Origin of the sequence: Aquibacillus kalidii (assembly GCF_014280935.1) — a bacterium.
Taxonomy (GTDB): Bacteria; Bacillota; Bacilli; order Bacillales; family Amphibacillaceae; genus Aquibacillus_D; species Aquibacillus_D kalidii.
In genome coordinates, this window is record NZ_JACLZI010000015.1 from 35,716 (window position 1) to 60,884 (window position 25,169).

At 37.0% G+C, this 25,169-nt stretch carries 25 protein-coding genes, 1 rRNA gene and 2 other annotated features; all 26 genes read right to left on the bottom strand.

All coding sequences use genetic code 11. From position 1 onward, the window contains the following. Positions 1–40 precede the first annotated feature (40 nt). Positions 41–3,586, bottom strand: a complete 3,546-nt coding sequence (gene rpoB, locus H7K77_RS02700) for a DNA-directed RNA polymerase subunit beta (RefSeq protein ID WP_186576176.1) — start codon at positions 3,584–3,586, stop codon at positions 41–43. A 469-nt stretch (positions 3,587–4,055) separates the two neighbouring features. Beyond that, entirely contained in the window at positions 4,056–4,658 is a 603-nt protein-coding gene (locus H7K77_RS02705; protein WP_186576177.1) for a class I SAM-dependent methyltransferase, read from the bottom strand. A 182-nt stretch (positions 4,659–4,840) separates the two neighbouring features. Continuing rightward, positions 4,841–5,203: a 50S ribosomal protein L7/L12 gene (gene rplL, locus H7K77_RS02710; RefSeq protein WP_186576178.1), complete on the bottom strand. Its 363-nt coding sequence runs from the start codon at positions 5,201–5,203 to the stop codon at positions 4,841–4,843. Between the two features lie 76 nt (positions 5,204–5,279). After that, a complete protein-coding gene (gene rplJ, locus H7K77_RS02715) occupies positions 5,280–5,780 on the bottom strand; it encodes a 50S ribosomal protein L10 (protein WP_186576179.1) in 501 nt (166 codons plus the stop codon). Positions 5,781–5,820: 40 nt separating this feature from the next. Then, positions 5,821–5,969: a sequence feature (ribosomal protein L10 leader region), on the bottom strand. Between the two features lie 86 nt (positions 5,970–6,055). After that, positions 6,056–6,751, bottom strand: coding sequence for a 50S ribosomal protein L1 (gene rplA, locus H7K77_RS02720; RefSeq protein ID WP_186576180.1), 696 nt, complete (start codon positions 6,749–6,751; stop codon positions 6,056–6,058). Between the two features lie 169 nt (positions 6,752–6,920). Continuing rightward, complete coding sequence (gene rplK, locus H7K77_RS02725; protein WP_186576181.1) at positions 6,921–7,346, bottom strand: 50S ribosomal protein L11; 426 nt, start codon at positions 7,344–7,346, stop codon at positions 6,921–6,923. Positions 7,347–7,538: 192 nt separating this feature from the next. Then, positions 7,539–8,072, bottom strand: a complete 534-nt coding sequence (gene nusG / locus H7K77_RS02730; RefSeq protein WP_186576197.1) for a transcription termination/antitermination protein NusG — start codon at positions 8,070–8,072, stop codon at positions 7,539–7,541. 144 nt (positions 8,073–8,216) lie between these two features. Then, a complete protein-coding gene (secE, locus tag H7K77_RS02735) occupies positions 8,217–8,387 on the bottom strand; it encodes a preprotein translocase subunit SecE (RefSeq protein WP_328701011.1) in 171 nt (56 codons plus the stop codon). A 43-nt stretch (positions 8,388–8,430) separates the two neighbouring features. Then, complete coding sequence (gene rpmG, locus H7K77_RS02740) at positions 8,431–8,577, bottom strand: 50S ribosomal protein L33 (protein ID WP_186576182.1); 147 nt, start codon at positions 8,575–8,577, stop codon at positions 8,431–8,433. An 81-nt stretch (positions 8,578–8,658) separates the two neighbouring features. Then, on the bottom strand, positions 8,659–9,306 hold the full coding sequence (sigH, locus tag H7K77_RS02745; RefSeq protein WP_407926412.1) for an RNA polymerase sporulation sigma factor SigH: 648 nt from the start codon (positions 9,304–9,306) through the stop codon (positions 8,659–8,661). A 92-nt stretch (positions 9,307–9,398) separates the two neighbouring features. Continuing rightward, on the bottom strand, positions 9,399–9,908 hold the full coding sequence (locus H7K77_RS02750; protein ID WP_186576184.1) for an NYN domain-containing protein: 510 nt from the start codon (positions 9,906–9,908) through the stop codon (positions 9,399–9,401). A gap of 3 nt (positions 9,909–9,911) precedes the next feature. After that, positions 9,912–10,655, bottom strand: coding sequence for a 23S rRNA (guanosine(2251)-2'-O)-methyltransferase RlmB (gene rlmB / locus H7K77_RS02755; protein ID WP_186576185.1), 744 nt, complete (start codon positions 10,653–10,655; stop codon positions 9,912–9,914). Continuing rightward, positions 10,656–11,060 carry a Mini-ribonuclease 3 gene (locus H7K77_RS02760; RefSeq protein WP_186576186.1) on the bottom strand — a complete coding sequence of 135 codons (405 nt, stop codon included), beginning with the start codon at positions 11,058–11,060 and terminating at the stop codon, positions 10,656–10,658. Between the two features lie 2 nt (positions 11,061–11,062). Continuing rightward, positions 11,063–12,469 carry a cysteine--tRNA ligase gene (gene cysS, locus H7K77_RS02765; protein ID WP_186576187.1) on the bottom strand — a complete coding sequence of 469 codons (1,407 nt, stop codon included), beginning with the start codon at positions 12,467–12,469 and terminating at the stop codon, positions 11,063–11,065. After that, positions 12,466–13,113, bottom strand: coding sequence for a serine O-acetyltransferase (cysE, locus tag H7K77_RS02770; RefSeq protein WP_186576199.1), 648 nt, complete (start codon positions 13,111–13,113; stop codon positions 12,466–12,468). The genes cysS and cysE overlap by 4 nt, the downstream gene beginning before the upstream one ends. A 276-nt stretch (positions 13,114–13,389) precedes the next feature. After that, positions 13,390–13,606, bottom strand: a binding site (T-box leader). A gap of 78 nt (positions 13,607–13,684) precedes the next feature. Beyond that, positions 13,685–15,151, bottom strand: coding sequence for a glutamate--tRNA ligase (gltX, locus tag H7K77_RS02775; RefSeq protein WP_186576200.1), 1,467 nt, complete (start codon positions 15,149–15,151; stop codon positions 13,685–13,687). Positions 15,152–15,227: 76 nt separating this feature from the next. After that, entirely contained in the window at positions 15,228–15,710 is a 483-nt protein-coding gene (ispF, locus tag H7K77_RS02780) for a 2-C-methyl-D-erythritol 2,4-cyclodiphosphate synthase (protein WP_186576188.1), read from the bottom strand. 20 nt (positions 15,711–15,730) lie between these two features. Beyond that, positions 15,731–16,405 carry a 2-C-methyl-D-erythritol 4-phosphate cytidylyltransferase gene (ispD, locus tag H7K77_RS02785; protein WP_186576201.1) on the bottom strand — a complete coding sequence of 225 codons (675 nt, stop codon included), beginning with the start codon at positions 16,403–16,405 and terminating at the stop codon, positions 15,731–15,733. 140 nt (positions 16,406–16,545) lie between these two features. Continuing rightward, a complete protein-coding gene (locus tag H7K77_RS02790; RefSeq protein ID WP_186576189.1) occupies positions 16,546–17,652 on the bottom strand; it encodes a PIN/TRAM domain-containing protein in 1,107 nt (368 codons plus the stop codon). Between the two features lie 219 nt (positions 17,653–17,871). After that, entirely contained in the window at positions 17,872–19,248 is a 1,377-nt protein-coding gene (gene radA / locus H7K77_RS02795) for a DNA repair protein RadA (protein ID WP_186576190.1), read from the bottom strand. A gap of 188 nt (positions 19,249–19,436) precedes the next feature. Then, complete coding sequence (clpC, locus tag H7K77_RS02800; protein WP_222599183.1) at positions 19,437–21,869, bottom strand: ATP-dependent protease ATP-binding subunit ClpC; 2,433 nt, start codon at positions 21,867–21,869, stop codon at positions 19,437–19,439. A 16-nt stretch (positions 21,870–21,885) separates the two neighbouring features. Then, complete coding sequence (locus H7K77_RS02805; protein WP_186576191.1) at positions 21,886–22,950, bottom strand: protein arginine kinase; 1,065 nt, start codon at positions 22,948–22,950, stop codon at positions 21,886–21,888. A 1-nt stretch (position 22,951) separates the two neighbouring features. Then, a complete protein-coding gene (locus H7K77_RS02810) occupies positions 22,952–23,503 on the bottom strand; it encodes a UvrB/UvrC motif-containing protein (protein ID WP_186576192.1) in 552 nt (183 codons plus the stop codon). A 20-nt stretch (positions 23,504–23,523) separates the two neighbouring features. After that, entirely contained in the window at positions 23,524–23,982 is a 459-nt protein-coding gene (locus tag H7K77_RS02815) for a CtsR family transcriptional regulator (RefSeq protein ID WP_186576193.1), read from the bottom strand. Between the two features lie 165 nt (positions 23,983–24,147). Then, positions 24,148–24,843: an MgtC/SapB family protein gene (locus H7K77_RS02820; RefSeq protein ID WP_186576194.1), complete on the bottom strand. Its 696-nt coding sequence runs from the start codon at positions 24,841–24,843 to the stop codon at positions 24,148–24,150. A 235-nt stretch (positions 24,844–25,078) separates the two neighbouring features. Next, positions 25,079–25,169: ribosomal RNA gene (gene rrf / locus H7K77_RS02825) — 5S ribosomal RNA — on the bottom strand; the annotation flags it as partial.

A 25,169-nucleotide genomic window follows, 5' to 3' on the forward strand; every position in this document is an offset into this window, starting at 1 on the left:
TCCCTTTTAGTCTCCAGGTTCTACCCTAAACGTTTGGACTCTACTTTTCTTCTACTTCTAAGTTAAATTTATCCGCTGATTGTACATCGTCTTCTTCCACATCACGAAGTTCGATCTCTTGTTCGTCACCTGAAAGCATTTTGACGTCCATACCTAAACTTTGAAGCTCTTTAATCAATACTTTAAATGATTCAGGAATACCTGGTTCTGGAACGTTATCACCTTTGACAATAGCTTCGTAAGTTTTTACACGACCAACAACGTCATCAGATTTAACAGTAAGTATTTCTTGAAGTGTATAAGCAGCGCCATATGCTTCCAGTGCCCATACTTCCATCTCACCAAAACGTTGCCCACCAAATTGAGCTTTACCACCCAATGGCTGCTGTGTTACTAGTGAGTAAGGTCCAGTTGAACGAGCGTGTAGCTTATCATCAACCATGTGAGCAAGCTTAATCATGTACATTACTCCGACAGAAACACGGTTATCAAAAGGTTCACCTGTTCTTCCATCGTAAAGCACTGTCTTAGCATCTCTAGCCATACCTGCTTCTTGAATAGTTTCCCAAACATCTTCCTCTCGCGCACCGTCAAATACTGGTGATGCAACATGAATACCTAGTTGGCGTGCTGCCATACCTAAGTGAAGCTCAAGCACCTGCCCGATATTCATACGAGAAGGAACCCCTAATGGGTTAAGCATGATATCAATTGGCGTACCGTCTGGTAAGAATGGCATATCTTCTTCTGGTAAAATCTTAGAGATTACCCCTTTGTTACCATGACGACCAGCCATCTTATCGCCTTCGTGAATTTTACGTTTTTGCACTATATATGCTCTAACTAATTGATTTACTCCCGGCGGAAGTTCATCACCGTCTTCACGGTTGAATATTTTAACATCTAATACAATTCCACCAGCACCATGAGGAACACGTAAGGAAGTATCTCTTACTTCACGTGCTTTCTCACCGAAGATAGCATGAAGTAAACGTTCTTCAGCTGACAATTCAGTAACCCCTTTTGGAGTAACCTTACCAACCAACAGATCTCCGTCTTCTACCTCAGCACCTACACGGATAATTCCTCTTTCATCAAGGTTGCGCAAAGCATCTTCCCCAACATTCGGAATATCTCTAGTTATCTCTTCAGGTCCTAGTTTTGTATCACGAGCTTCTGACTCATATTCCTCAATATGAATAGAAGTATACACGTCGTCTTTCACTAGACGTTCACTCATGATGATAGCATCCTCGTAGTTATAACCTTCCCATGTCATAAAACCAACTAGCACATTTTGACCTAGGGCTAATTCGCCATCTTCCATAGAAGGGCCATCTGCAAGGATTTCACCTTTTACAACATTATCCCCAAGACTTACAATTGGGCGTTGGTTATAGCACGTACCTTGGTTAGAACGGATAAACTTTTGTAAACGATAACGATCTAAATCGCCCTTCACTTGGTTTCCGTCTACTTCGGACACACGACGAACATGTATTTCTTTCGCCTCAACACGTTCTACTATACCTGGGTGTTTACAAATTACAGCTGCACCAGAGTCTTTACCAGATACATATTCCATACCTGTCCCTACTAACGGAGCTCTTGGTTGCAACAATGGTACTGCTTGACGTTGCATGTTCGCTCCCATAAGCGCACGATTAGAGTCATCGTTTTCCAAGAAAGGAATACACGCTGTTGCTGCTGACACAACTTGTTTAGGAGAAACGTCCATATAGTCAATACGATCTCTTGGAACAATTGTATTCTCACCACGGAAACGAGCAATTACTTCATCATCTACGAATGATCCATCCTCTGCCAATATCGCATTCGCTTGAGCAACAACATAGTTATCTTCCTCATCTGCAGTCAAATAATCCATTTGCTCTGTTACTCTACCAGTTTCAGGATCAACACGACGATAAGGTGTTTCAATAAAACCAAACTTATTTACTTTTGCATAAGAAGATAAAGAGTTTATCAACCCAATGTTTGGTCCTTCTGGCGTTTCAATTGGACACATACGACCATAGTGTGAATAGTGAACGTCACGAACTTCAAAGCCTGCACGTTCACGAGTCAAACCACCTGGCCCTAGCGCTGATAGACGTCGTTTGTGTGTCAACTCTGCTAATGGATTAGTTTGATCCATAAACTGAGATAATTGAGAGCTTCCGAAAAACTCCTTAATAGAAGCAATTACAGGACGAATATTAATTAATTGTTGCGGAGTGATAGACGAAGTGTCTTGAATAGACATACGCTCACGTACTACACGCTCCATTCTAGATAGACCAATACGGAATTGGTTTTGCAATAATTCACCAACAGAACGAAGTCTTCTGTTACCAAGGTGGTCAATGTCATCTGTATCTCCCACTTGGTGTAGGATGTTAAAGAAATAACTAATAGCAGAAAGAATGTCTGCTGGAGTTATATTTTTAACAGTACTATCTACATTACCATTACTGATAACATTAAGAGTTCTTTCTCCCTCTGGATCAGTTGGGTCAACAATTTTAACAGATTGAATTTTAATAGGCTCTTCTAAAACACCTTCATGTGGCTCTAAGGTATCTTCTCCAAAGTTACCTTCTTCTCCACTTAAGTATGGTAGAATCTTGTCTAATAGACGGCGATCTAGTTTATCACCTTTTTGCGCTATCATTTCACCAGTCTCATGATCAACTAGAGGCTCAGCTAGCACTTGATTAAACAATCTATTTTTTATGTGTAGTTTTTTGTTGATTTTGTAGCGACCAACATGCGCTAAATCATAACGTTTTGGATCGAAAAAGCGTGATACAAGTAAGCTTTTGGCATTTTCAACCGTTGGTGGCTCACCAGGGCGTAAACGCTCATATATTTCTAGCAAAGCTTTTTCACTTGTTTCTGTGTTATCTTTTTCTAGTGTGTTTTTTAAGTATTCATTTTCACCGATTAAATCAATGATCTCTTGATCATTTCCAAATCCAAGTGCTCTTAACAGAACAGTAATCGGGAGTTTCCTAGTACGGTCAATACGTACATGGACTACATCTTTTGCATCTGTTTCAAATTCTAACCATGCTCCACGGTTAGGAATTACAGTCGCTGTATAGCCTCTTTTCCCATTTTTATCATACTTCTCACTGAAATACACACTTGGTGAACGAACAAGTTGTGATACTATGACACGTTCGGCACCATTAATAACAAACGTACCTGTTTCGGTCATTAATGGGAAATCTCCCATAAATACTTCTTGCTCTTTCACTTCACCAGTCTCATTGTTTAAAAGACGGACTTTCACACGAAGAGGAGCGTTATACGTAACGTCTCTTTCCTTGGACTCATCCACAGGATATTTCGGTTCACCTAGACTATAATCTACAAACTCTAGTGATAAATTCCCTGCAAAGTCTTCGATAGGAGAAATATCTTGAAACATTTCTCTCAAACCTTCTTCTAAAAACCATTCATAAGAAGCAGTTTGAATCTCGATAAGATTTGGTAATTCTAGTACCTCACTAATACGTGCATAACTTCTGCGTTGGCGGTGTCGTCCATACTGAACTAGTTGACCTGTCAACTGATTCACCCCTCAAATCAAGAATAGAAGAAGACTAAAGTAAACCCTTTAGCTTCTGTTTCACACTACCTTTATACATTTCCTAATATCATTTATTGACTTTCCTATAGGACAAGGTATAATTTAGTAAGTGCAGTGTTCGGTGTTCATACCGAACAAACTTGTAAAATATATTGATATATTTACAAGCATTTATAATTTGCATCCGCATGTGCGAATGGTATTAATAATACTACTAACCCCTATATAAATAAGCATTAATCTATCAACCAATTCTCAAGGAATAGAATTCATTAGAACCCCAAAAACCTTCTATATTATTGTTAAAATTCCCGATTTTACCATTATCACCAAACATTTAACAAAATATACATGGATATAAATTAAATTAACACTTGACAAAGGGAGTCGCCTATTGGCATTTTTCAATACTACCACAATCAACAACCAGAGTCAATTGATTTTTCCATCGTATCAATCACTCTTTTTTTGCACGTATTATGTAGTACCCCTTATTTTTAGTTTCGATATTAACTGTGCTAAATAATTCTTCTAACTTCTTTTGTGCAGATGGTGCACCTTGTTTTTTTTGAATAACAACCCAAAGCTCTCCATTAGGCTCCAATGCTTGAAAACTTTCCTCAAACATCTGATAAATAATTTGTTTACCCGCTCTAATGGGTGGGTTTACTAATATTGCAGCGAATGTTCTTTCGCGGAAGGATTCTAAACGATCACTTATTATAAACTCAACATTTTCCACGCTATTTTTCTGAGCGTTTTTTTTGGCTAAGCTTACTGCCCGTTCGTTTATATCGGAGAGAACTATATGACGTTCAGGGAATGTTTTTGCCAAAGTGATTCCTATCGGCCCATAACCACAACCGAGATCTAAGATTTCTCCATTTACCTTTGGTTCTTCAAAACTCTCTATTAAAGTTCTAGATCCGAAATCTACTTCTTTTTTGGAAAACACACCAGCATCACTAGTGAATGTATACTGCATACCCCTTAACGGAAAAGTCCATATCTTAGGATCGCTTTTAGATTGAGGTGATTGTGAAAAGTATTGCTCAGACATTCTAGCACCTACTTTTTAAATATATTTTGTATTAAGAATACACACTTATATGACTCTTATATGCAAAGAATTATAAAGTAACCTGAGCTTGCTAGCGCCCTATCTTTTTTAACTATACATATTTAACAAAATCAATATGTAAAATAAAGGCTCGCCTTTTACCAGGCGAGCCTTTTAGTCTACTATTTTACTTCAACAGTAGCTCCAGCTTCTTCAAGTTTAGCTTTCATTTCTTCTGCTTCATCTTTAGAAACTGCTTCTTTAATTGCTCCAGGAGCGTTATCTACAAGATCTTTAGCATCTTTAAGTCCAAGTCCTGTGATTTCACGAACCGCTTTAACAACTTTGATTTTAGAAGCTCCAGCACTTTCAAGAACTACATCAAATTCAGTTTTCTCTTCAGCAGCTTCTCCAGCGCCTCCACCAGCTACAGCTACAGGAGCAGCAGCAGTTACACCAAATTCTTCTTCGATTGCTTTAACTAGATCGTTAAGTTCAAGAACTGACATTTCTTTAATTGCTTCGATAATTTGTTCTTTAGACATTTAAATTTCCTCCTAATTATAATTATGTTTTTATATTCGTTCGGGGAATCCCCTTATTCAGTTAATACTTAAACAATTAAGCGCCTTGTTCTTCTTTTTGCTCTGCAATAGCTTTTGCAGCATAGGCAAAGTTGCGAACTGGTGCTTGAAGTACGCTGAGTAGCATAGAAAGTAGACCTTCGTAATTTGGTAGGTCAGCAAGCTCTTTAATTTGTTCAAGCGTTGCAATATTACCTTCAATTACTCCACCTTTAATTTCAAGTGCTTCATGACTCTTAGCAAAGTTGTTAAGAATCTTCGCTGGAGCAACTACATCTTCCTTACTAAACGCAATCGCTGTAGGTCCAACAAGAACTTCATTCAAAGCAGAAAGTTCTACTTCTTCTGTTGCACGACGAGACATTGTATTTTTGTATACTTTGAATTCAATTCCCGCTTCACGTAACTGGTTACGAAGTTCAGTTACTTCTGCAACATCAAGTCCACGGTAGTCCACTAAAATAGTGGATTTACTTTCGCGGAACTTGTCAGCAATTTCAGATACAACTTGTTTTTTGTTCTCGATAATCTTTGACATGGTTCCACCTCCTATTGACTGATCATCATACCGGTATGACTAGTGTATTAAAAAAACCCCCATGCAGACATGGAGGTTTATCGAATCAATTCAGGAAAATCTATACAGATTCTCTGTTTTTATTCAGACACCTCGGCAGGATATTAAGCATAACGCACCTACTGTCTACGGTATAACGTATTTATTTATATAAAAGGTTTATCCATACATGGACAAATCCTTTCAAACAACATCGTTAATTATATCTAACTAACTTGATAAAGTCAACAGTTTAATTATTTCACTAAAGTTGAAGTATCAACTTTGATTCCAGGTCCCATTGTTGAAGTAACCGCAGCATTTTTCATGTAAATACCTTTAGATGCTTGAGGTTTAACTTTAACCAAAGTTTCAGCAAGAGCTTCAAAGTTTTCAACTAACTTATCTAAATCAAATGATACTTTACCGATAGGAACGTGGATATTAGATTGTCTGTCCACACGGTATTCTACTTTACCAGCTTTGATTTCATTAATAGCTTTTTCAACTTCAAATGTAACTGTACCTGTTTTAGGGTTTGGCATTAAGCCTTTTGGTCCTAAAACACGACCTAATTTACCAACTTCAGCCATCATGTCTGGCGTTGCAACGATCACATCAAACTCAAACCAACCTTGGTTAATTTTGTTGATTAGATCTTGATCCCCAACATAATCAGCACCAGCTGCTTCTGCTTCTTTTGCTTTATCACCTTTAGCAAAAACTAGAACTGTTTGTGTTTTACCAGTTCCGTGAGGTAGAACCATTGCACCACGGATTTGTTGGTCCGCTTTTTTAGGATCTACGCCTAGACGGAATGCTGCTTCAACAGTTTCATCGAAGTTTGCTTTCGCTGTTTGTTTTACTAATTCTAACGCTTCTTTAACATCATACGCTTTTGTACGATCGACAAGTTTCAAAGCATCTTGTTGCTTTTTTGTTTTCTTTGCCATTATTATTTCCTCCTTGAATGTGGTTTTAACGGTTATACCTCCCACTTTTAAAAGCGGAGTGGATTCTTTAATCCAATCACGAATAGCCTTAACTACTCAATAATAAAGGTTGCGAAATGGTATTACTCCATACTCGCAACCTTCCCCTTCTCAAGCACCGCTTATGGGATTAGTCTTCGATAACAATTCCCATACTACGCGCTGTTCCTTCAACCATACGCATAGCCGCTTCAACGTCAGCAGCATTTAAATCAGGCATTTTTGTTTCAGCAATCTCTCTAACTTTGTCACGCTTTAAAGTCGCAACTTTTTTGCTGTTTGGTTCACCTGATCCACTTTCAATACCAGCTGCTTTTTTAAGAAGAACAGCAGCAGGCGGGGTTTTTGTAATAAATGTAAATGAACGGTCTTCAAACACCGTGATTTCTACCGGAATGATCATACCAGCTTGATCTTGCGTACGAGCATTAAATTCCTTACAGAATCCCATGATATTAACACCTGCTTGACCAAGTGCTGGCCCTACTGGTGGAGCTGGATTAGCTTTACCTGCTGGAATCTGAAGTTTTACTACTTTAATTACTTTTTTAGCCACGAGACACACCTCCTTAAGTCCGTGATGTGGTAATAGGGTTATAACCCTCCCACTCATTTTCATATGCAAATTAAACCTTCTACTCGAGGCATAAAGAACATAAGAATTTTAGCATCTTTCAAAGTAAAATGCAAGTTAATGTTTTAAAAATTTAGATACCTCTTGTATCACTAAAAAAGCATAACAGAAATACTATAACTTTTCTATTTGCGAGAATTCTAACTCTACCGGAGTTTCTCTACCAAACATATTAACATGAACTTTCACTTTATGTTTATCTAGATCAATATGTTCGATAGTTCCTGTAAAGTTATTGAAAGGCCCATCTGTTACACGTACACTTTCCTTCACTTCAAAGTCTATCTCTACTGTAGGCTCGTCCATTCCCATACGCTTCAAGATAACTTCTACTTCTTCTTCCAAGAGAGGGGTAGGCTTAGAGCCCGAACCAGCTGAACCAACAAACCCTGTTACACCAGGGGTATTTCTTACCACGTACCAAGAATCATCAGTCATTACCATTTCCGCTAAAACATAACCTGGAAATACTTTCTTCTTAGCTGTCTTCTTTTTGCCGTTTTTTATTTCAGTTTCTTCATCTTCTGGAACTAACACACGAAATATTTTATCTTCCATGCCCATTGATTCTAATCTTTTCTCAAGGTTTGCCTTAACCTTATTTTCATACCCAGAATAGGTGTGAACAACGTACCAACTTTTTTCCATAATGCAGGACAACTACTTGCCCTTCCCTCCCTTGATTTAACATTCGTACATGAACGTGCATTTTTCTCCATTTAAAAAACCCGTAAAACGGGTTTTGTAGGAAAATAGTCTATTTATAAACATTATAGCATATAATACCAATTATTATTCAAAAAACAAACTAATAATTTCTGAAATCCCTAAATCAATAAGTGCAAAGAAAATAGCGACAAAAGCTACTGTTGCTACTACTGTTACCGTATAGCTTGTCAACTCTCGTCCACCTGGCCACGATACTTTTTTCATTTCTCTAGAAACATTTTTAAAGAAGTTCACGAGATTTACCTATACCTCCAAACTTATGCCAAAATCTGGCTTCTTACTTTGTTTCTCGGTGCAAAGTCTTCTCCCCACACCGTTTGCAAAACTTGTTTACTGCTAATCTCTCTGCTGAAGAGAGATTTTTATTTGTACTATAATTCCTACTCGAACAAGTACTACAAGCTAGTACTACTTTTTTACCCATTTTATTTTTCCACCCCAACTTATAGGGTCTATTAATACCATTACTAATGTAGCACGGTTACAACATCTCTGTCAACGCTTGTTATAAGCTGATCTCGCTTAACTCTAGATATCTCTCTAACTTACGTTTTACTCTTTGCAAAGCATTATCAATCGATTTTACATGCCTTTTTAATTCTATTGAAATTTCTTGATAGCTTCTTCCATCTAAATAAAGGGATAACACTTGTCTCTCCAAGCCACTAAGCAACTCAGACATTTTAAATTCCATATCACCAAACTTCTCCTGGTTTACGATTAATTCTTGAGGATCGATTGCTTTAGAGCCCGCAATAACATCTAATAGCGTCCTATCTGACTCTTCATCATAGATAGGTTTGTCCAAAGAAACATAGGAATTTAATGGAATATGCTTTTGTCTTGTAGCTGTTTTGATTGCGGTAATAATCTGTCTTGTTACGCATAACTCGGCGAACGCTTTGAACGATGAAAGTTTATCATTTTTATAATCACGGATTGCTTTATATAACCCTATCATTCCTTCTTGCACTATATCTTCACGGTCGGCTCCTATTAGGAAATAAGTTCTTGCCTTCGCTCGAACAAAGTTACGGTATTTATTTATTAAATGGTCCAACGCTTGACTATGCCCTTGATGTACTAACGCAATAAGCTGGTCATCTTCAAGATTCTCTAAATTGATATCTTGATTATCTATACCCTTATGCATGGTGCTCACTTGGACTCCCCCCGACTTTAGCCGTGAATATATAGAGTAATTATACAGGAAGCGTTTCATTATCGCAACAGAACTCCGTTTGTCTACTTATTTCCCCTCCGCCATTTCTCAAACACTTCTAACACATCTTGGTTAAGAGGGATCTTGGATGGCTTTCGTTGCGTTTTATGTATCCTTATATCCTCTGCAATCTCTTTTTGTATATTATTCGTTTCAATATATAGCTCCCTTGCAGATTTACGAAGTGCTCCTTGTGCAAAGATTGTACGCTGCTCTGTATAATCTGAGGTCGCAACATAAACTTGAGTTTTTACATTTTTTAATTTTTTTACGAGTCTTTCTATACATTCATCCGCAGTCTCATTTTCTTTTGTATAAATCACTTCAACTTTATAGTCTTTCACCTTAGTCTCTAGCCCTCTAACATAATAGGCATCAAAAACTATAATAACTCTGCATCCACGATAAGCTTGGTATTCCGCCATTTTTTCAATTAGAATATTTCTTGCTTGTTCAAGGTCATGGTCTTTTAATTTTTGCAACTCTTCCCACGCACCAATTATGTTGTACCCATCTACAACTAGTACGACCATGATTTACTCACCAAGTGGGTACCGCTTACGGTGAATTTCATACATGAGTAAACTCGCTGCTACTGATGCATTTAAGGAGGATACCTTTCCACGCATAGCTAATCTAACCGTCCAATCACATTTTTCTTTAACCAGGCGGCTCATCCCTTTTCCTTCATTTCCAATTACTAATGCAACTGGTATCTTACCGTCAAGTTGACGGTAATCTTCTTTAGCTTCTGCTTCTGTTCCAACTACCCAAACATTTCTCGCCTTAAGTTCGTCAATTGTCTGAGCAATATTCGTCACTCTCGCAACAGGTATATACTCAATTGCTCCCGCTGAGGTTTTAGCTACTGTTGCAGTAAGTCCAACAGAGCGCCGCTTAGGAATAATAACCCCATGTACTCCTGTTGCATCTGCTGTCCTTAGAATAGATCCAAGGTTATGTGGGTCCTCTATTTCATCCAAAATCATAAAGAACGGCTCTTCGCCTTTTTTCTCCGCTACAGTGAACAAATCTTCAAGTGTACTATAATCATAAGCAGCAACTGCAGCCGCTACCCCTTGGTGGCTTCCCTCTACTAATTGATCCAGTTTTTGTTTAGGCACTCGTTGGATTGTAATGCCATTTTTCTTACTTAAACCTTGTATTCTCTGCATTGATTGTTGGTTTAACTGTTCAGATACTAGTAGTTTATTTATAGATCGCCCTGAACGTAATGCCTCTATTACTGGATTTTTTCCAATAATCCATTCCTCACTCATCTAACCAACACCTTTCTCAACATATTGAATTGCCATACTAATTAAATTTGATAATCTTTCTTCTTGACCATCTAAATATAAATAACCCAGAAGTGCTTCGAATGCCGTACTATAACGATAAGTTTGAACAGTTGTATTTTTAGGGACAGAGCCAGATTTTGCATTCCTGCCCCTTCTAACCACTCCAACTTCTTCCTCGTTTAGAACATCCCCAGTTTCTAACCAATAAAGTAATACCTTTGCTTGTGATTTAGCAGACACAAAGGTAACCGCAGATTGGTGTAAGCTATTGGGCTTTAGCGCCCCTTTTCCCAATAGGTATCGTCTGACATATATTTCATATACCGCATCACCCATATATGCTAAGGCCAGACTCTTCATAAGTTTCGCGTTAGTTTCTATCATACTTATCCTCTTTTCCAGCGTGTACCTTGAGGAGTATCTTCTAAAATAATATTTCGTTCTTTCAAGTCATCACGAATTTTATCAGCCAAGGCAAAATCTTTATTCTTTCTTGCATCAATTCTATCCTGAATTAGTCTTTCAATTTCTTCGTCTAATAATTCTAGTTTTTCATCTTTTGTTACATCAATACCCAATATCTCAAGTAACCTCTTAATTGTTTCTTGAAACTGGTCGATTACTTGTTCAGAGGTTTGTTTGGATTGCATATAAAGATTCGCTTCCCTTGTCACGTCAAAAAGTACAGCTATTGCATTTGCAGTGTTAAAATCATCATCCATTTCTTTTTCAAATTGCTGGTTAAACTGTTGTATCTTTTCTAACCACTGTTCATCATCTTGAACAAGGTTCATACTAGTTTGTTTACGATGAGCAAGATTTTGATAAGCATTTTTAATTCGACCTAAACTATTCTTAGCACTCTCTAACAAAGATTCGCTAAAGTTAATTGGATTTCTATAGTGAACACTAAGCATAAAAAATCTTAACACTTGTGGATCATGCTGTTGAATAAGCTCATGAGCTAATACGAAATTCCCAAGTGATTTGGACATTTTTTCATTATCTATATTAATATACCCATTATGCATCCAGTAATTTGCAAATGATTTTCCATTTCCTGCTTCAGATTGCGCTATCTCATTTTCATGGTGTGGGAAGGTTAAGTCTTGACCACCCGCATGAATATCAATTGTTTCACCAAGGTATTTTTTTGCCATTGCAGAGCACTCAATATGCCAACCTGGTCTTCCTTCCCCCCATGGTGATTCCCATGCAATTTCAGCTGGTTTCGCTTTTTTCCACAATACGAAATCTAATGGGTCTTCTTTCTTTTCCCCAATTTGAATTCTAGCTCCAGATCTCAATTCATCTATCGGTTGGTGTGATAGTTTACCGTAACCATCAAAGGAACGTGTTTTAAAATAAACATCACCTCCCGCTTCATAGGCGTGACCCTTTTCGACTAAAACAGCTATAAAGTTAATAATGTCATCCATGGTCTCCGTAACTCTCGGATGGTGATCTGCCTTTTTAACTCCTAGAGCAGCAACATCTTCCTTGTAAGCATCAATAAATCTACTAGATAGACTTGGAACTTCTTCTCCTAGTTCATTAGCCGCTTTGATTATTTTATCATCGACATCTGTAAAATTAAGAACATAATTTACATCATATCCTTTATATTCTAGATATCTTCTAACCGTATCAAAAACGATAGCCGGCCTTGCATTTCCAATGTGAATATAGTTATATACGGTTGGACCGCAAACATACATCCTTACCTTACCTTCTTCGATTGGATGAAACTCTTGTTTTGTTCTTGTTAATGTATTGTAAATGCGCACCGTCAATTTGACTTCACTCCTTTAAGTTCCTCAAGCTCTTTTCGTAGACTGCTAATTTCTTTTTCCATCATCTTTAACGCTTCCGACATCGGGTCAGGCATTTTATGATGATCTAGATCTTTCCGTACCTTTTCACCATTTTGAATGACTACTCGACCAGGAATTCCCACCACCGTTGAATGATCTGGCACATCATGCAATACAACAGAGCCCGCTCCTATCTTGGAGCTTTCTCCTACCGTAATGGAACCAAGAACTTTTGCCCCAGTTGCAATAAGTGCATTATCTTTTATTGTAGGATGTCGTTTACCTTTCTCTTTACCTGTGCCACCTAGCGTTACTCCCTGGAAGATTGTTACGTTATCCCCAATTTCACAGGTCTCCCCAATAACAACTCCCATGCCGTGATCGATGAAAAAGCGTCTACCGATCTGGGCTCCTGGATGTATTTCTATTCCTGTAAGGAAACGACTTGCTTGGGAAATTACCCGGGCAATAAAGAAGAATTTTTTCTTGTATAAAGTATGCGCAATTCGGTGAGCCCATATAGCGTGAAGACCAGAATAAGTAAGAAATACCTCCACATAGGTGCGAGCAGCCGGGTCCTGATCAAAAACAACTTCAATATCCTGCTTTAATAATTTAATAATACCCACACCAATTTCCTCCCTTTGAATAAAATTATCCCTACATGTTTTTAGACTAGATTACTAGCTAAATATACCGGCTAGTCTTAATGGGACAACCCTACAGTCAAAAATTTAAACTTTCTCGCATACCTTGTTGCTTTCTGCCACAGTTGAGACATATACGTCATAGTGTAGCTGTATAGGTTTGAGTGCAACGTTTATTTCCGTAGCGTAGCGGCACTTATTTTAGTTACAAAAAGATAAAAAACGAAAAAGCGTCTCTATGTTCATCACAAACACAGAGACGCTTTTCGCGCGGTTCCACTCTGTTTAGGGAAAAATATCCCCCAACTTCAGGATTCTATAACGGGAAATCAACCGCCCTTATTTACTGAAATTCAACAAGGGACTCTGAGGTGCATTTCAAAAGGGATGACTTAAACTACTTCCAGCCTAGGTAGTTTTCTCTGACTAAGCCATCCTCCTTTTTACTTCTCCTCTTCTACGATAATTATTTAGCTACTGAATACACTCGTTCTTATTTGTAGTAATACTATATTACATTTTCAATTAAATGTGAACTATTTACTATCTACTTAATCTTTTCCAATATGGAACTTAGCCTTGCTTGAACAACATTAGCTCCTAATAAATGAATCGCATTTGGAAGTTCCGGACCATGGACTTGACCAGTAGTAGCTACTCGGATAGGCATAAACAGTTTTTTACCTTTTTGTTTTGTTTCTTTTTGAGTTGCTTTAATTTGCGCTTTTATTAATTCAGGACTAAATTCCTCTAGCTCTGAAAGCTTTGCTTGGAATACTTGAAGCACTTCAGGAACTTGTTCTTCCTTTAACACTTCCATCGCCTCTTCTGAATAATTAATTTCTTCTTTAAAAAACAACTCTGTAAGCTCTACTATTTCAGAACCATAACTTAACTGCTCTGTATATAACCCGATTAATTCTAACGCCCACTGACGTGTAGATTCGTCCATTTCTGCTGGTAGCTTACCCGCTTTAACCAAATGGGGCAAACATAGTTTTACTACTTCATCAAATTCTAATGCCTTGATATATTGATTATTCATCCATTTTAATTTGGCAGGGTCAAAGATTGCAGGTGAAGTAGATAGACGTTCTGGATCAAACATCTCAATAAACTGTTCCTTTGTAAAGATCTCTTCTTCCCCAACAGGAGACCAACCCAATAGCGCGATAAAGTTAAACAGCGCTTCTGGTAAATATCCTAAATTTTTATATTGCTCAATAAATTGTAAGATATGTTCATCACGCTTACTCAACTTCTTACGGTTTTCATTTAAAATAAGTGTCATATGACCATATTTTGGTGGCTCCCACCCGAATGCATCAAATACCATTGTCTGCTTAGGTGTATTAGAAATATGCTCTTCCCCACGTAGTACATGAGATATCTTCATATGATAATCATCTATTGCAACGGCAAAGTTATAAGTCGGAATACCATTTTTCTTAACCATAACCCAGTCACCAAAGTCACTAGACTCAAAAGTGATATCTCCTCTTACAATATCATTAAATGTGTATGTCTTGTTTTCCGGAACACGAAAACGAATACTCGGTTGTCTTCCCTCTGCTTCAAAACCTTTTATTTGATCCTCTGTTAAATCGCGGTGCGCCCCAGAATATTTAGGTACTCGGCCATTCGCCTTTTGCTCTTCACGCTCCGCTTCTAACTCATCTTCCGTCATATAACACTTGTACGCTAATCCTCTTTCTAATAGCTCATCTACATACTTCTGATAGATTTCCAGACGTTCTGTTTGACGGTAGGGACCGAAATCTCCACCAATATCAGACCCTTCATCCCATTCAATACCCAGCCACTTTAGAAAATTAAACTGACTTTCTTCTCCACCTTCAACATTTCGCTTCTCGTCCGTATCCTCTGTACGAACAATAAACTTCCCACCTAAATGTTTCGCGTATAAGTAATTAAATAGCGCTGTTCTAGCATTCCCTATATGTAAATGTCCTGTTGGACTTGGCGCATAACGCACACGTACATCATTTGTCATCATTAAGTCTCTCCTTTTTTAGTTCCGTTCTTTTTGTTTATTCTACCACTTTTTTGCTCTATTTGTTGTAACTTACTTACTGATTATTTTGAATCAGCAAGACGACTGCTTCTGCAGCAATTCCTTCTTTACGACCAGTAAACCCTAGCTTTTCTGTTGTTGTAGCCTTAACATTAATTCTATCCACCTCAACAGTCAATATACGAGCTATATTTTGCCTGATTTCAGTTATATATGGCGCCATTTTCGGTTCTTGCGCAATCACCGTACAGTCGATGTTCCCAAGTGCGAATCCTTTTGATTTTACAATGTCCCACACCTGCTCTAGCAACTTGCCCGAATTCGCATCTTTAAAAGTAGGATCTGTATCCGGAAAGTGTTTTCCAATATCCCCTTCTCCTATTGCTCCTAAACAAGCATCTGCTATTGTATGTAATAATACATCCGCATCTGAATGACCTAACAGCCCTTTAGAATAAGGGATATGAATACCACCAATAATACAGGGTCTTCCTTCAGCAAACTGGTGTACATCAAAACCATGACCAATTCGAAACATAAGTGATTACTCCTTTATCATTAATCATTAAGAAATGTTTTCGCACGTTCGATATCTTCTGGAGTTGTAAGTTTAATATTTTGATAACTACCCTCCACTATTTGGACAGGATTTCCCGACCTTTCTACCAATGAAGCATCATCAGTCCCTAAAAAACTTTCTTCTAAAGCCCGTACATGGGCATCTAATATTAATCCCAACTGAAATCCTTGTGGAGTTTGGGCAGCCCATAAAGAGGATCGGTCTAGTGTAGTAAGTGCATCTCCTCTTTGTTGTTTGATCGTATCTGTTACTCTGACAGCAAGAAGTGCAGCATGACTTTCCTTAACCGCTACAGCAAGTGCATGAAGTTGCTCTTTCTTAACAAATGGACGAGCACCATCATGTATAAGTACAATGTTGTCACGACTTTTAATATGTAATAATCCGTTATACACACTTTCCTGACGTTCTTTTCCACCTTGAATAAGCTTTACTCTATCACCTAGAGAGTATTGATGTAGTAATTCGGACATTCTTTCTAACTCATTAGGGTTGGTTACTAAGATAATCTCTTTACACCAATCATCCGCCATAAAGTTAGTAAGGGTATGTATAATTAATGGTTTCCCTTCAAGTGTTATAAATTGCTTATTCTCTCCGGCTTTCATTCTTTTGCCTTGACCAGCAGCTAATACAATTGCGAAATATTCTATCATAATTTATCCGCCTCATGAGTATGATGTAGTAACTAGTACTTGTCCAACTATGATTAGACAATATAAATTCAAAGTAAATAACAAAAGCGATAACATCATGTTATCACTTTTGTTTTCCTCTATAAGTTATACCCTTTTCATAAAGCTTTTTCAAGTAATTTTGGTTTTGCAAAAATCATACGCCCTGCTGATGTTTGAAGGACACTAGTTATAAGGACTTCAATTGTTTTACCAATATAATCTTTACCTTCTTCGACAACGATCATTGTGCCATCATCTAAATAAGCAACACCTTGGTTTTGTTCTTTCCCATCTTTGATTACCTGTACAGCTAACTCTTCACCTGGTAGTACAATCGGTTTAACTGCGTTAGCTAAATCATTAATATTAAGTACTTGCACATTTTGAAACTCACATACTTTATTTAAATTAAAATCGTTTGTCACTACTATTCCATTAATCACTTTTGCAAGTTTAACCAGTTTACTATCGACCTCTTGAATTTCCTCAAAATCACCTTCATAGATTTCAACATTTACTGGTAAGTCTTTTTGCATTCGGTTAAGAACATCTAGACCACGACGACCTCTATTTCGCTTTAACACATCGGACGAGTCAGCAATATGCTGAAGTTCTTCCAATACAAATTGAGGGATAATTACAGTACCTTCTAAAAAGCTAGTTTGACATATATCCGCAATTCTACCATCAATGATAACACTTGTGTCTAAGATCTTCACTTTAGGTAACTCTAAACCTGTCTCTTCTTCACTATCAGCAGATTTTTTCTTTTCCTTTTTAGCTAATGTTAGTAAGTTTAAGAATTCATCTCGCCTTTTAAACCCAACTTGAAAGCCAAAATAGGCTAATAGCAATGTTAGGAATGTAGGTACAACCTGAGACACTACTCTTATTCCTAACTCTTGGATGGGACTAGCAAGGAAATAGGCAATAACCAACCCTATGATGACACCCAAGCTTCCAAATAATAGATCAGCAACCGGCGCCTTCACTAAGGTTTCTTCAAACCATAAAAAGAAATTCACCAGATAATCTACTAACCAAAATGTCAATAAAAATAAGATAATTGCACCAATCACAATACCCACATATGGAGCAACATATGGGGAATCCAACCAACTTCCATCCGTCACATTTAATAAACCTATTAAATCTGGTATATACAAATATCCAGCGGTACCACCTGCAATAATAATAAATAACTGCACAATTCGTTTTAGCACCACGGTCACCTCCTAACAGATAGTATTTCCATATTTTTTAAAAATAATCTAGTTAATTAAAATCTATTTATTAAAGGTAACATAATTGACAATATCAGTCAATTGACCAAAAGTTTAAATTTTACCACATCGAAAGTGATAAGTCAATTTTTGTAATTATATATATTTGTATGTCGATATTTTTTTAAAACTAGTAATACTAGTCTTCTATTCATCCTACTAATCCATTTCTAAGGTTGCCTTTAATGCTTCATGGACAGAATTTACACCCACAATTTCTATTTCCTTTGGAGGATTCCAACCATCTAAGTTTTTATTAGGTATAATCGCTCGTTTAAACCCTAGCTTAGCCGCCTCTTGTACACGTTGATCTATTCTGGAAACCCGTCTGATTTCCCCTGTTAAGCCCACTTCACCTATTAGTACATCATCAGGCCTTGATGGCTGATCTCTAAAGCTTGAGGCAATACTAATTGCTATAGCAAGATCAATTGCTGGTTCATCTAATTTCACTCCACCGGCTACTTTTACATAGGCATCTTGATTTTGTAACATTAGTCCAACTCGTTTTTCCAGAACAGCCATTAACAAAGGGACACGATTATGATCAATTCCGGTTGCCATTCTTCTCGGATTACCAAAGCTAGTCGGAGAAATGAGGGACTGTATTTCGACCAGGACAGGCCTACTTCCTTCCATAGAGGCAACAACAGTCGATCCAGCTGCTCCTTGGGAACGTTCCTCAAGGAATATTTCAGAAGGATTCATTACCTCTCTTAACCCCTCTTCTTTCATTTCAAATATTCCCATCTCATTTGTACTTCCAAAACGATTCTTTACTCCTCTTAAAATTCTAAAAGTGTGATGTCTTTCCCCTTCAAAATAAAGTACGGCATCTACCATATGCTCTAACAGGCGTGGCCCTGCTATGGAACCTTCTTTCGTTACATGACCTACGATAAAAATAGGAATATTATTTGTTTTAGCTATTCGCATTAATTCACTGGTACATTCTCGTACCTGTGATACACTTCCAGGCGCACTTGTAACTTCCTCTCTAAATATCGTTTGAATAGAGTCTATTACAACAAAAGCGGGTTGCAGTTGATCGATTTGATTTGCTATATCTATAAGATTTGTTTCGGATAGGACATATAAGTTATTTGAATCGACTCCTAACCTATCTGCTCTTAATTTAGTTTGCCTAGTTGATTCCTCTCCAGAAATATAAAGAACATTTAAGTTCTTTTTAGCAAGCTGATCAGAGACTTGTAAAAGTAGCGTCGATTTCCCAATTCCCGGGTCCCCTCCGATTAGAACAAGAGAACCTGCTACAATGCCCCCACCAAGCACCCGATTAAATTCTTGCATATCGGTTTTTACTCTTGGCTCTTCTTTTGATTGGATAGCAGTGATACTTTCTGGCTTCACAGCAGAAGTGGTGTTTTTCACCATTGTATGTCTCGATGTCTGTGAAGATGCCACTAATTCCTCCACCAATGTATTCCAGTTATTACAAGACGGACACTTTCCCATCCATTTAGGAGTTTCATATCCACATTCTTGACATACAAACTTAGTTTTTCTTTTGACCAAAATAATCGCTCCTTAATCTACCTACTATTCTATACGAATGAAGTATCATACAAGTTACAAAGTTCTATCAATTTCATTAACAATTTGTGTAAAAACTATGTAATTATTTAATTATAGTCTAGTTCAAGTAAGTGTCGATCGGTAAAAAAATCGGAAGGCAGCTGCCTTCCGATATGCTTAACTATTCGTTATTGTGCCGAAACTTCAAATTTATCATCACTATTAACATCGATATTTATCTTTTGTCCTTTTTTAATTGTTTCTTTTAATAGTTCCTCAGATAATAGATCTTCTATATTTTTTTGAATCGATCTTCTTAATGGTCTAGCCCCGTATTCAGGATCAAACCCTTCAGTAGCAATTTTTTCAAGGGCCTTATCTGATACACTAAAGTCTATCTCTTGCTCCACTAATCGTTTACGTAATTGTTCAATCATTAGCTTAACAATATCTTTCATATGTTTCTTCTCTAATGAGTGGAATACAATGATCTCATCAATTCTGTTTAAGAATTCTGGACGGAATGCTTTTTTCATTTCATCCATTACTTTGGATCTCATATCTTTATAATTTGCTTCTTCGTCTCCCATGCTGAATCCAACAAATTTATTACGCTTTAATTCACTGGCACCAACATTGGATGTCATAATTAATACTGTATTCCTAAAATCTACTAAACGACCTTTAGAATCAGTTAAACGACCATCCTCTAGTACTTGAAGCAAAATGTTAAACACTTCTGGATGTGCTTTTTCCACTTCATCTAATAGGACAACAGAATAAGGTTTTCTTCTTACCTTCTCAGTTAATTGGCCACCCTCTTCATACCCAACATATCCTGGAGGGGAACCTACTAATCTTGAAGTAGAATGTTTCTCCATATATTCAGACATATCAATGCGGATCATAGCATCCTCTTCACCAAACATTGATTCTGCAAGTGCTCTGGCTAATTCTGTTTTACCGACACCTGTAGGGCCAAGGAAAATAAATGAACCAATTGGTCGTTTCGGATCTTTTAGCCCTGCACGAGCACGTCTTATCGCTTTAGAAACCGCCTTTACTGCTTCTTCTTGCCCAATTAAGCGATCATGGAGAATACCCTCCATATTTAATAACCGTTCACTTTCATCTTTAGTTATCGATTTAACTGGAACACCCGTCCACGTAGAAACTACATTCGCAATGTCTTCTACTACTACCTCGGAACTTTCTTGTCCTTGCTTTTCTTTCCACTTTTCCTTGGTTTGTTCTAATTCTTCTCTTAACCTTTGTTCACTATCTCTTAATGATGCAGCTTTTTCAAACTCTTGACTTTGAACAGCAGCATCCTTTTCCTTTTTAACCTCTTCTAGGTTTTGCTCCAGTTCTTTTAAGTTAGGTGGAGCAGTGTAGGAACGTAAACGTACCCTAGAAGCAGCCTCATCAATTAAATCAATTGCTTTATCTGGTAGAAAGCGATCTGTAATATATCGATCAGATAATTTTGCTGCCGCATCGATTGCCTCATCAGTAATAGATACGCGGTGATGCGCCTCGTAACGATCTCTTAACCCTTTTAGAATTTGAATAGATTGTTCCAATGTTGGCTCATCTACCTGTATAGGTTGAAATCTACGCTCTAGAGCAGCATCCTTTTCAATATATTTACGGTACTCATCTAGCGTTGTAGCACCAATACATTGTAATTCCCCACGCGCTAACGATGGTTTAAGTATATTAGATGCATCAATGGCACCTTCAGCACCACCAGCACCAATCAATGTATGAAGTTCATCAATGAATAAAATAATATTACCAGCTTGGCGGATTTCTTCCATCACTTTTTTCAAACGATCCTCAAATTCACCACGATATTTAGTGCCCGCAACAACTGTTCCCATGTCTAAAGTCATAACACGTTTGTCTCTTAGAATCTCAGGGATTTCATTATTAACAATCTGTTGCGCCAAACCTTCTGCAACGGCAGTTTTACCTACACCAGGTTCACCAATTAATACTGGGTTATTCTTAGTCCGTCTACTTAACACTTGGATAACACGTTCAATTTCTTTTTCTCTACCTATTACTGGGTCAATATTGCCCTCTTTAGCAATTGCTGTTAAATCACGTGCTAAAGAATCCAAAGTAGGTGTATTCGCAGTAGCAGATTGTCCTCCACGTCCATGCTGACCAGCAGAAGATTCATTACTTCCTAATAACTGTAGAACCTGTTGACGTGCTTTATTTAAACTTACACCTAAGTTGTTAAGGACGCGAGCAGCAACACCTTCCCCTTCTCTAATCAACCCTAAAAGGATATGCTCGGTCCCAACATAGGAATGACCCAATTTACGTGCTTCATCCATGGATAGTTCAATTACCTTTTTAGCACGTGGCGTGTAATGAATTGTTTGTGAAACCTTTTGTCCTTTTCCTATTAATTGCTCAACTTCTTCTTGTATTCTTTCTGTTTCTAAACCAAGTGTATTTAAAGCTTTAGCAGCGATTCCTTCCCCTTCGCTAACTAAACCTAAAAGAATGTGTTCTGTACCAATATTATTATGACCTAACCTAACAGCCTCCTCTTGAGAAAGTGCTAGTACCTTCTGTGCTCTTTCTGTAAATCGCCCAAACATCATTAGGCATTCCTCCTATCTATTTTTCTAGTATTAAACGTTCTCTAATTAGGGAAGCTCTAAAAATATCTCTTTCTTGAGGTGTTAATGATTTTCCTGCATATTGCTGTAAAAATCCAGGTTGTGTTAATACCATTAACTCAGACAAAATTGTTTTTGAGATATTATCAATATAACCAACATCAATACCTAAGCGAACATCCGATAAGCATTTTGCTGTTTCCTTAGATTCTATGATACGACTTCTTTCTAAGACCCCATAAGAACGAAAAATTCTATCTTCTAATTGTAATTCTGATTGTTCAACAAGTAACCGCCTTGCCTTTCTTTCTTGTTCAACTAACTTCTGAACAACACTTTTCAAGTCCTCAATGATGTCATATTCTGATCTGCCTAGCGTGACTTGGTTAGAAATTTGAAAAATATTTCCTACAGCTTCACTACCCTCACCATATATACCCCTTACAACAAGTCCTAACTGACTAATTGCGGGGATCATACGATTGATCTTTTGCGTTAGGGCTAACGCGGGTAAGTGCATCATTACTGATGCACGAAGACCTGTTCCTACATTAGTAGGGCAGCTAGTCAGATATCCTTTACTCTCATCAAAGGCAAAATTAATTTTATCTTCTAACCAATCATCAATTTCAAAAGCTTGGTCCAAAGCCTTGTCAAGTTGAAATCCAGGGAAATATAGTTGAACCCGTATATGATCCTCTTCATTTACCATTACGGAAACCTGTTCACTTTTTGATATTAGTACGCCACCTTGTACTGATTTGTCAGCAAGATGAGGACTTATTAAATGTTTTTCTACTAATACTCTTTTTTCTACAGGTTGTAGGTCACTCATTCTTACAAACTCTAAATCGTGATAGTTTTTATATGTTCTATGATGATATTCCGTATCAAATAAATTAAGTACTTCTTGTAAGTCTTCTTTTTCCGCAATAATTGGAAAGGGTAGTCTTTCAAAATTTCTAGCTAAACGAATCCTACTACTCATGACAATATCACTATCTGGTCCTTCTTCTTTCATCCAAGGACTAATCGCCTCATTAATAAACTGTTCCAAAGACATTTTAATCCTCACCCTCCCCACCTTGGTCCTGGTTAAGGTCTTTTTCTACTGATCTAATTTCATCTCTTACTTTAGCTGCTTCTTCAAAGTTTTCTTCTGTAATTAATTGCTGCAATTTATTTTTCAACTCTTTAACTAAATGTTTTTGATGAATATTAGTACCAATTCTTTTTGGTATCTTTCCGTCATGGGTTGTATTTCCGCTATGAACCCTTCTAAAAATTGGATCTAGTTTATCAGAAAATGTATGATAACACTCTGAACATCCAAATTTACCTACTTGGGTAAATTCTTGATAAGTCATGCCACACTTTTCACATTTTAACTGTTTTGTTGTATGTGAAGGAGTGTTTTTTTGGCCAGTTAATGAAGTTGAGTCAAAATTAAATAGACCCGAAAGTAAATCATGTAAAGAATATGCCTCTTCATCATATGACACATACCCTTTTTCTTTGGCACATTGTCCACATACATGTACTTCTGTCTTACTACCATTTACAACTTTCGTAAAGTGTAATGTTGCAGGACGTTCATGGCATTCCTGACACTCCATACTCTCCCTCCTCTTATACCTTAGTATTTTAAAGTAGAAAGCATTGCTATCAATATCCTAGCCCTAATTTCATCACGTACTGGTAATTGAAAAGCTAGTGTATTCCTACTTATTGCACCAACCATAATCTTCGCTTCTCTTTTTGTAATTAATTCTTCCTCTAACATTCTTTCCAATATATCAATAGCAGCTTGTTGTGTAACCTGTGGCTGAATCATATCAATAATTTCATCAATAAGCTTTGCCTTATCTTCGTTAGTAATACGCATTATACGAATGTAACCACCGCCACCACGTTTACTTTCTACAACGTAACCTCTTTCTACTGTGAACCTTGTGTTAATTACATAGTTAATCTGAGAAGGTACGCATTCAAATCGATCGGCAATTTCACTTCTTTTAATCTCTATTGCATTTCTCTCATTACTTTGTATAATTTTTTTTAAATACTCTTCAATTACATCAGAAATATTGCGCATTATCCTCCTCCTCTTTTGACTTTGACTATCTTTGACTTTATATATATTATACTCCTCTTCGCTATAGTTGCAAACATAATGTCTATTTACATTCTTCCCTTTTTAAAAAGAAAAAAACCATTTATTAGTTAAATAGATACCATGTTTTTTCTACAATATTTTTATTTATTGTTTAATATTTACCTGTTTAACATGCTCCATTTGTAATAACTGATTATAGAGTAGGGTTTTATCAATATTTGGGTCATTATCTAATTGTATTAAAATATTTCTATCAATCCCTACATCCTTTTCTACTTGTAATTTTCGAATACTTATTTCAGACTTATTTAATATCTCTAGTAAATTTCCTAGATTCATTTTAGGTCCTATTAGTATTTGGAATGTAATTTTTCCTTTACCTTTATGGAATATTCCTTCAAATTTATTAAGGAAGGCTAAGCTTAATAATATAACAATAGTGGTTAGAATCGCCTCTTTATACATTCCTACGCCAATAACCAGTCCAAGACCAGCAACTGCCCATATCGAAGCTGCAGTAGTTAGTCCTCTTATCGTCATACCATTAACAATAATAGTACCTGCACCTAAAAAACCTATTCCACTAATTACATAGGAAGGGATTCTTGCAGGATCGAATCTTACATTTTGATACTTATTAATAAAATCCTCAAAGCCATACAAGGAAAGAATCATCATTAAACACGAGCCGACGCCAACTAATATATGCGTTCTAAATCCGGCTGACTGATTTTTAAGTTCTCTTTCAAATCCTATTAAACCAGACAATATAAGGGCAATTAAAATTCTAGTGGAGGCTAAAATAAATTGTTCATCAAATATTTCATACAATAGCTGCATCGTACCTCTCCTATTCTTCTTATGTATGTAGTAATACCCTATTATTATAGTTATTAAAATACATATTAAAATATTAGTGAATTTTATAGTTGCATGCAGTTTTAGTTATTTTTTTTAATTGTCTATGTCTAGGTATTACGATCTATGACCTTAAATCTACCTTATAAAAGTCCATAATTAATTAAATTCACAACAAAAAAACTTCTAAGAATTAATCTTAGAAGTTTTCATATTTGCTTGGCGGCGTCCTACTCTCGCAGGGGCAAAGCCCCAACTACCATGGGCGCTGGAGAGCTTAACTACTGTGTTCGGCATGGGAACAGGTG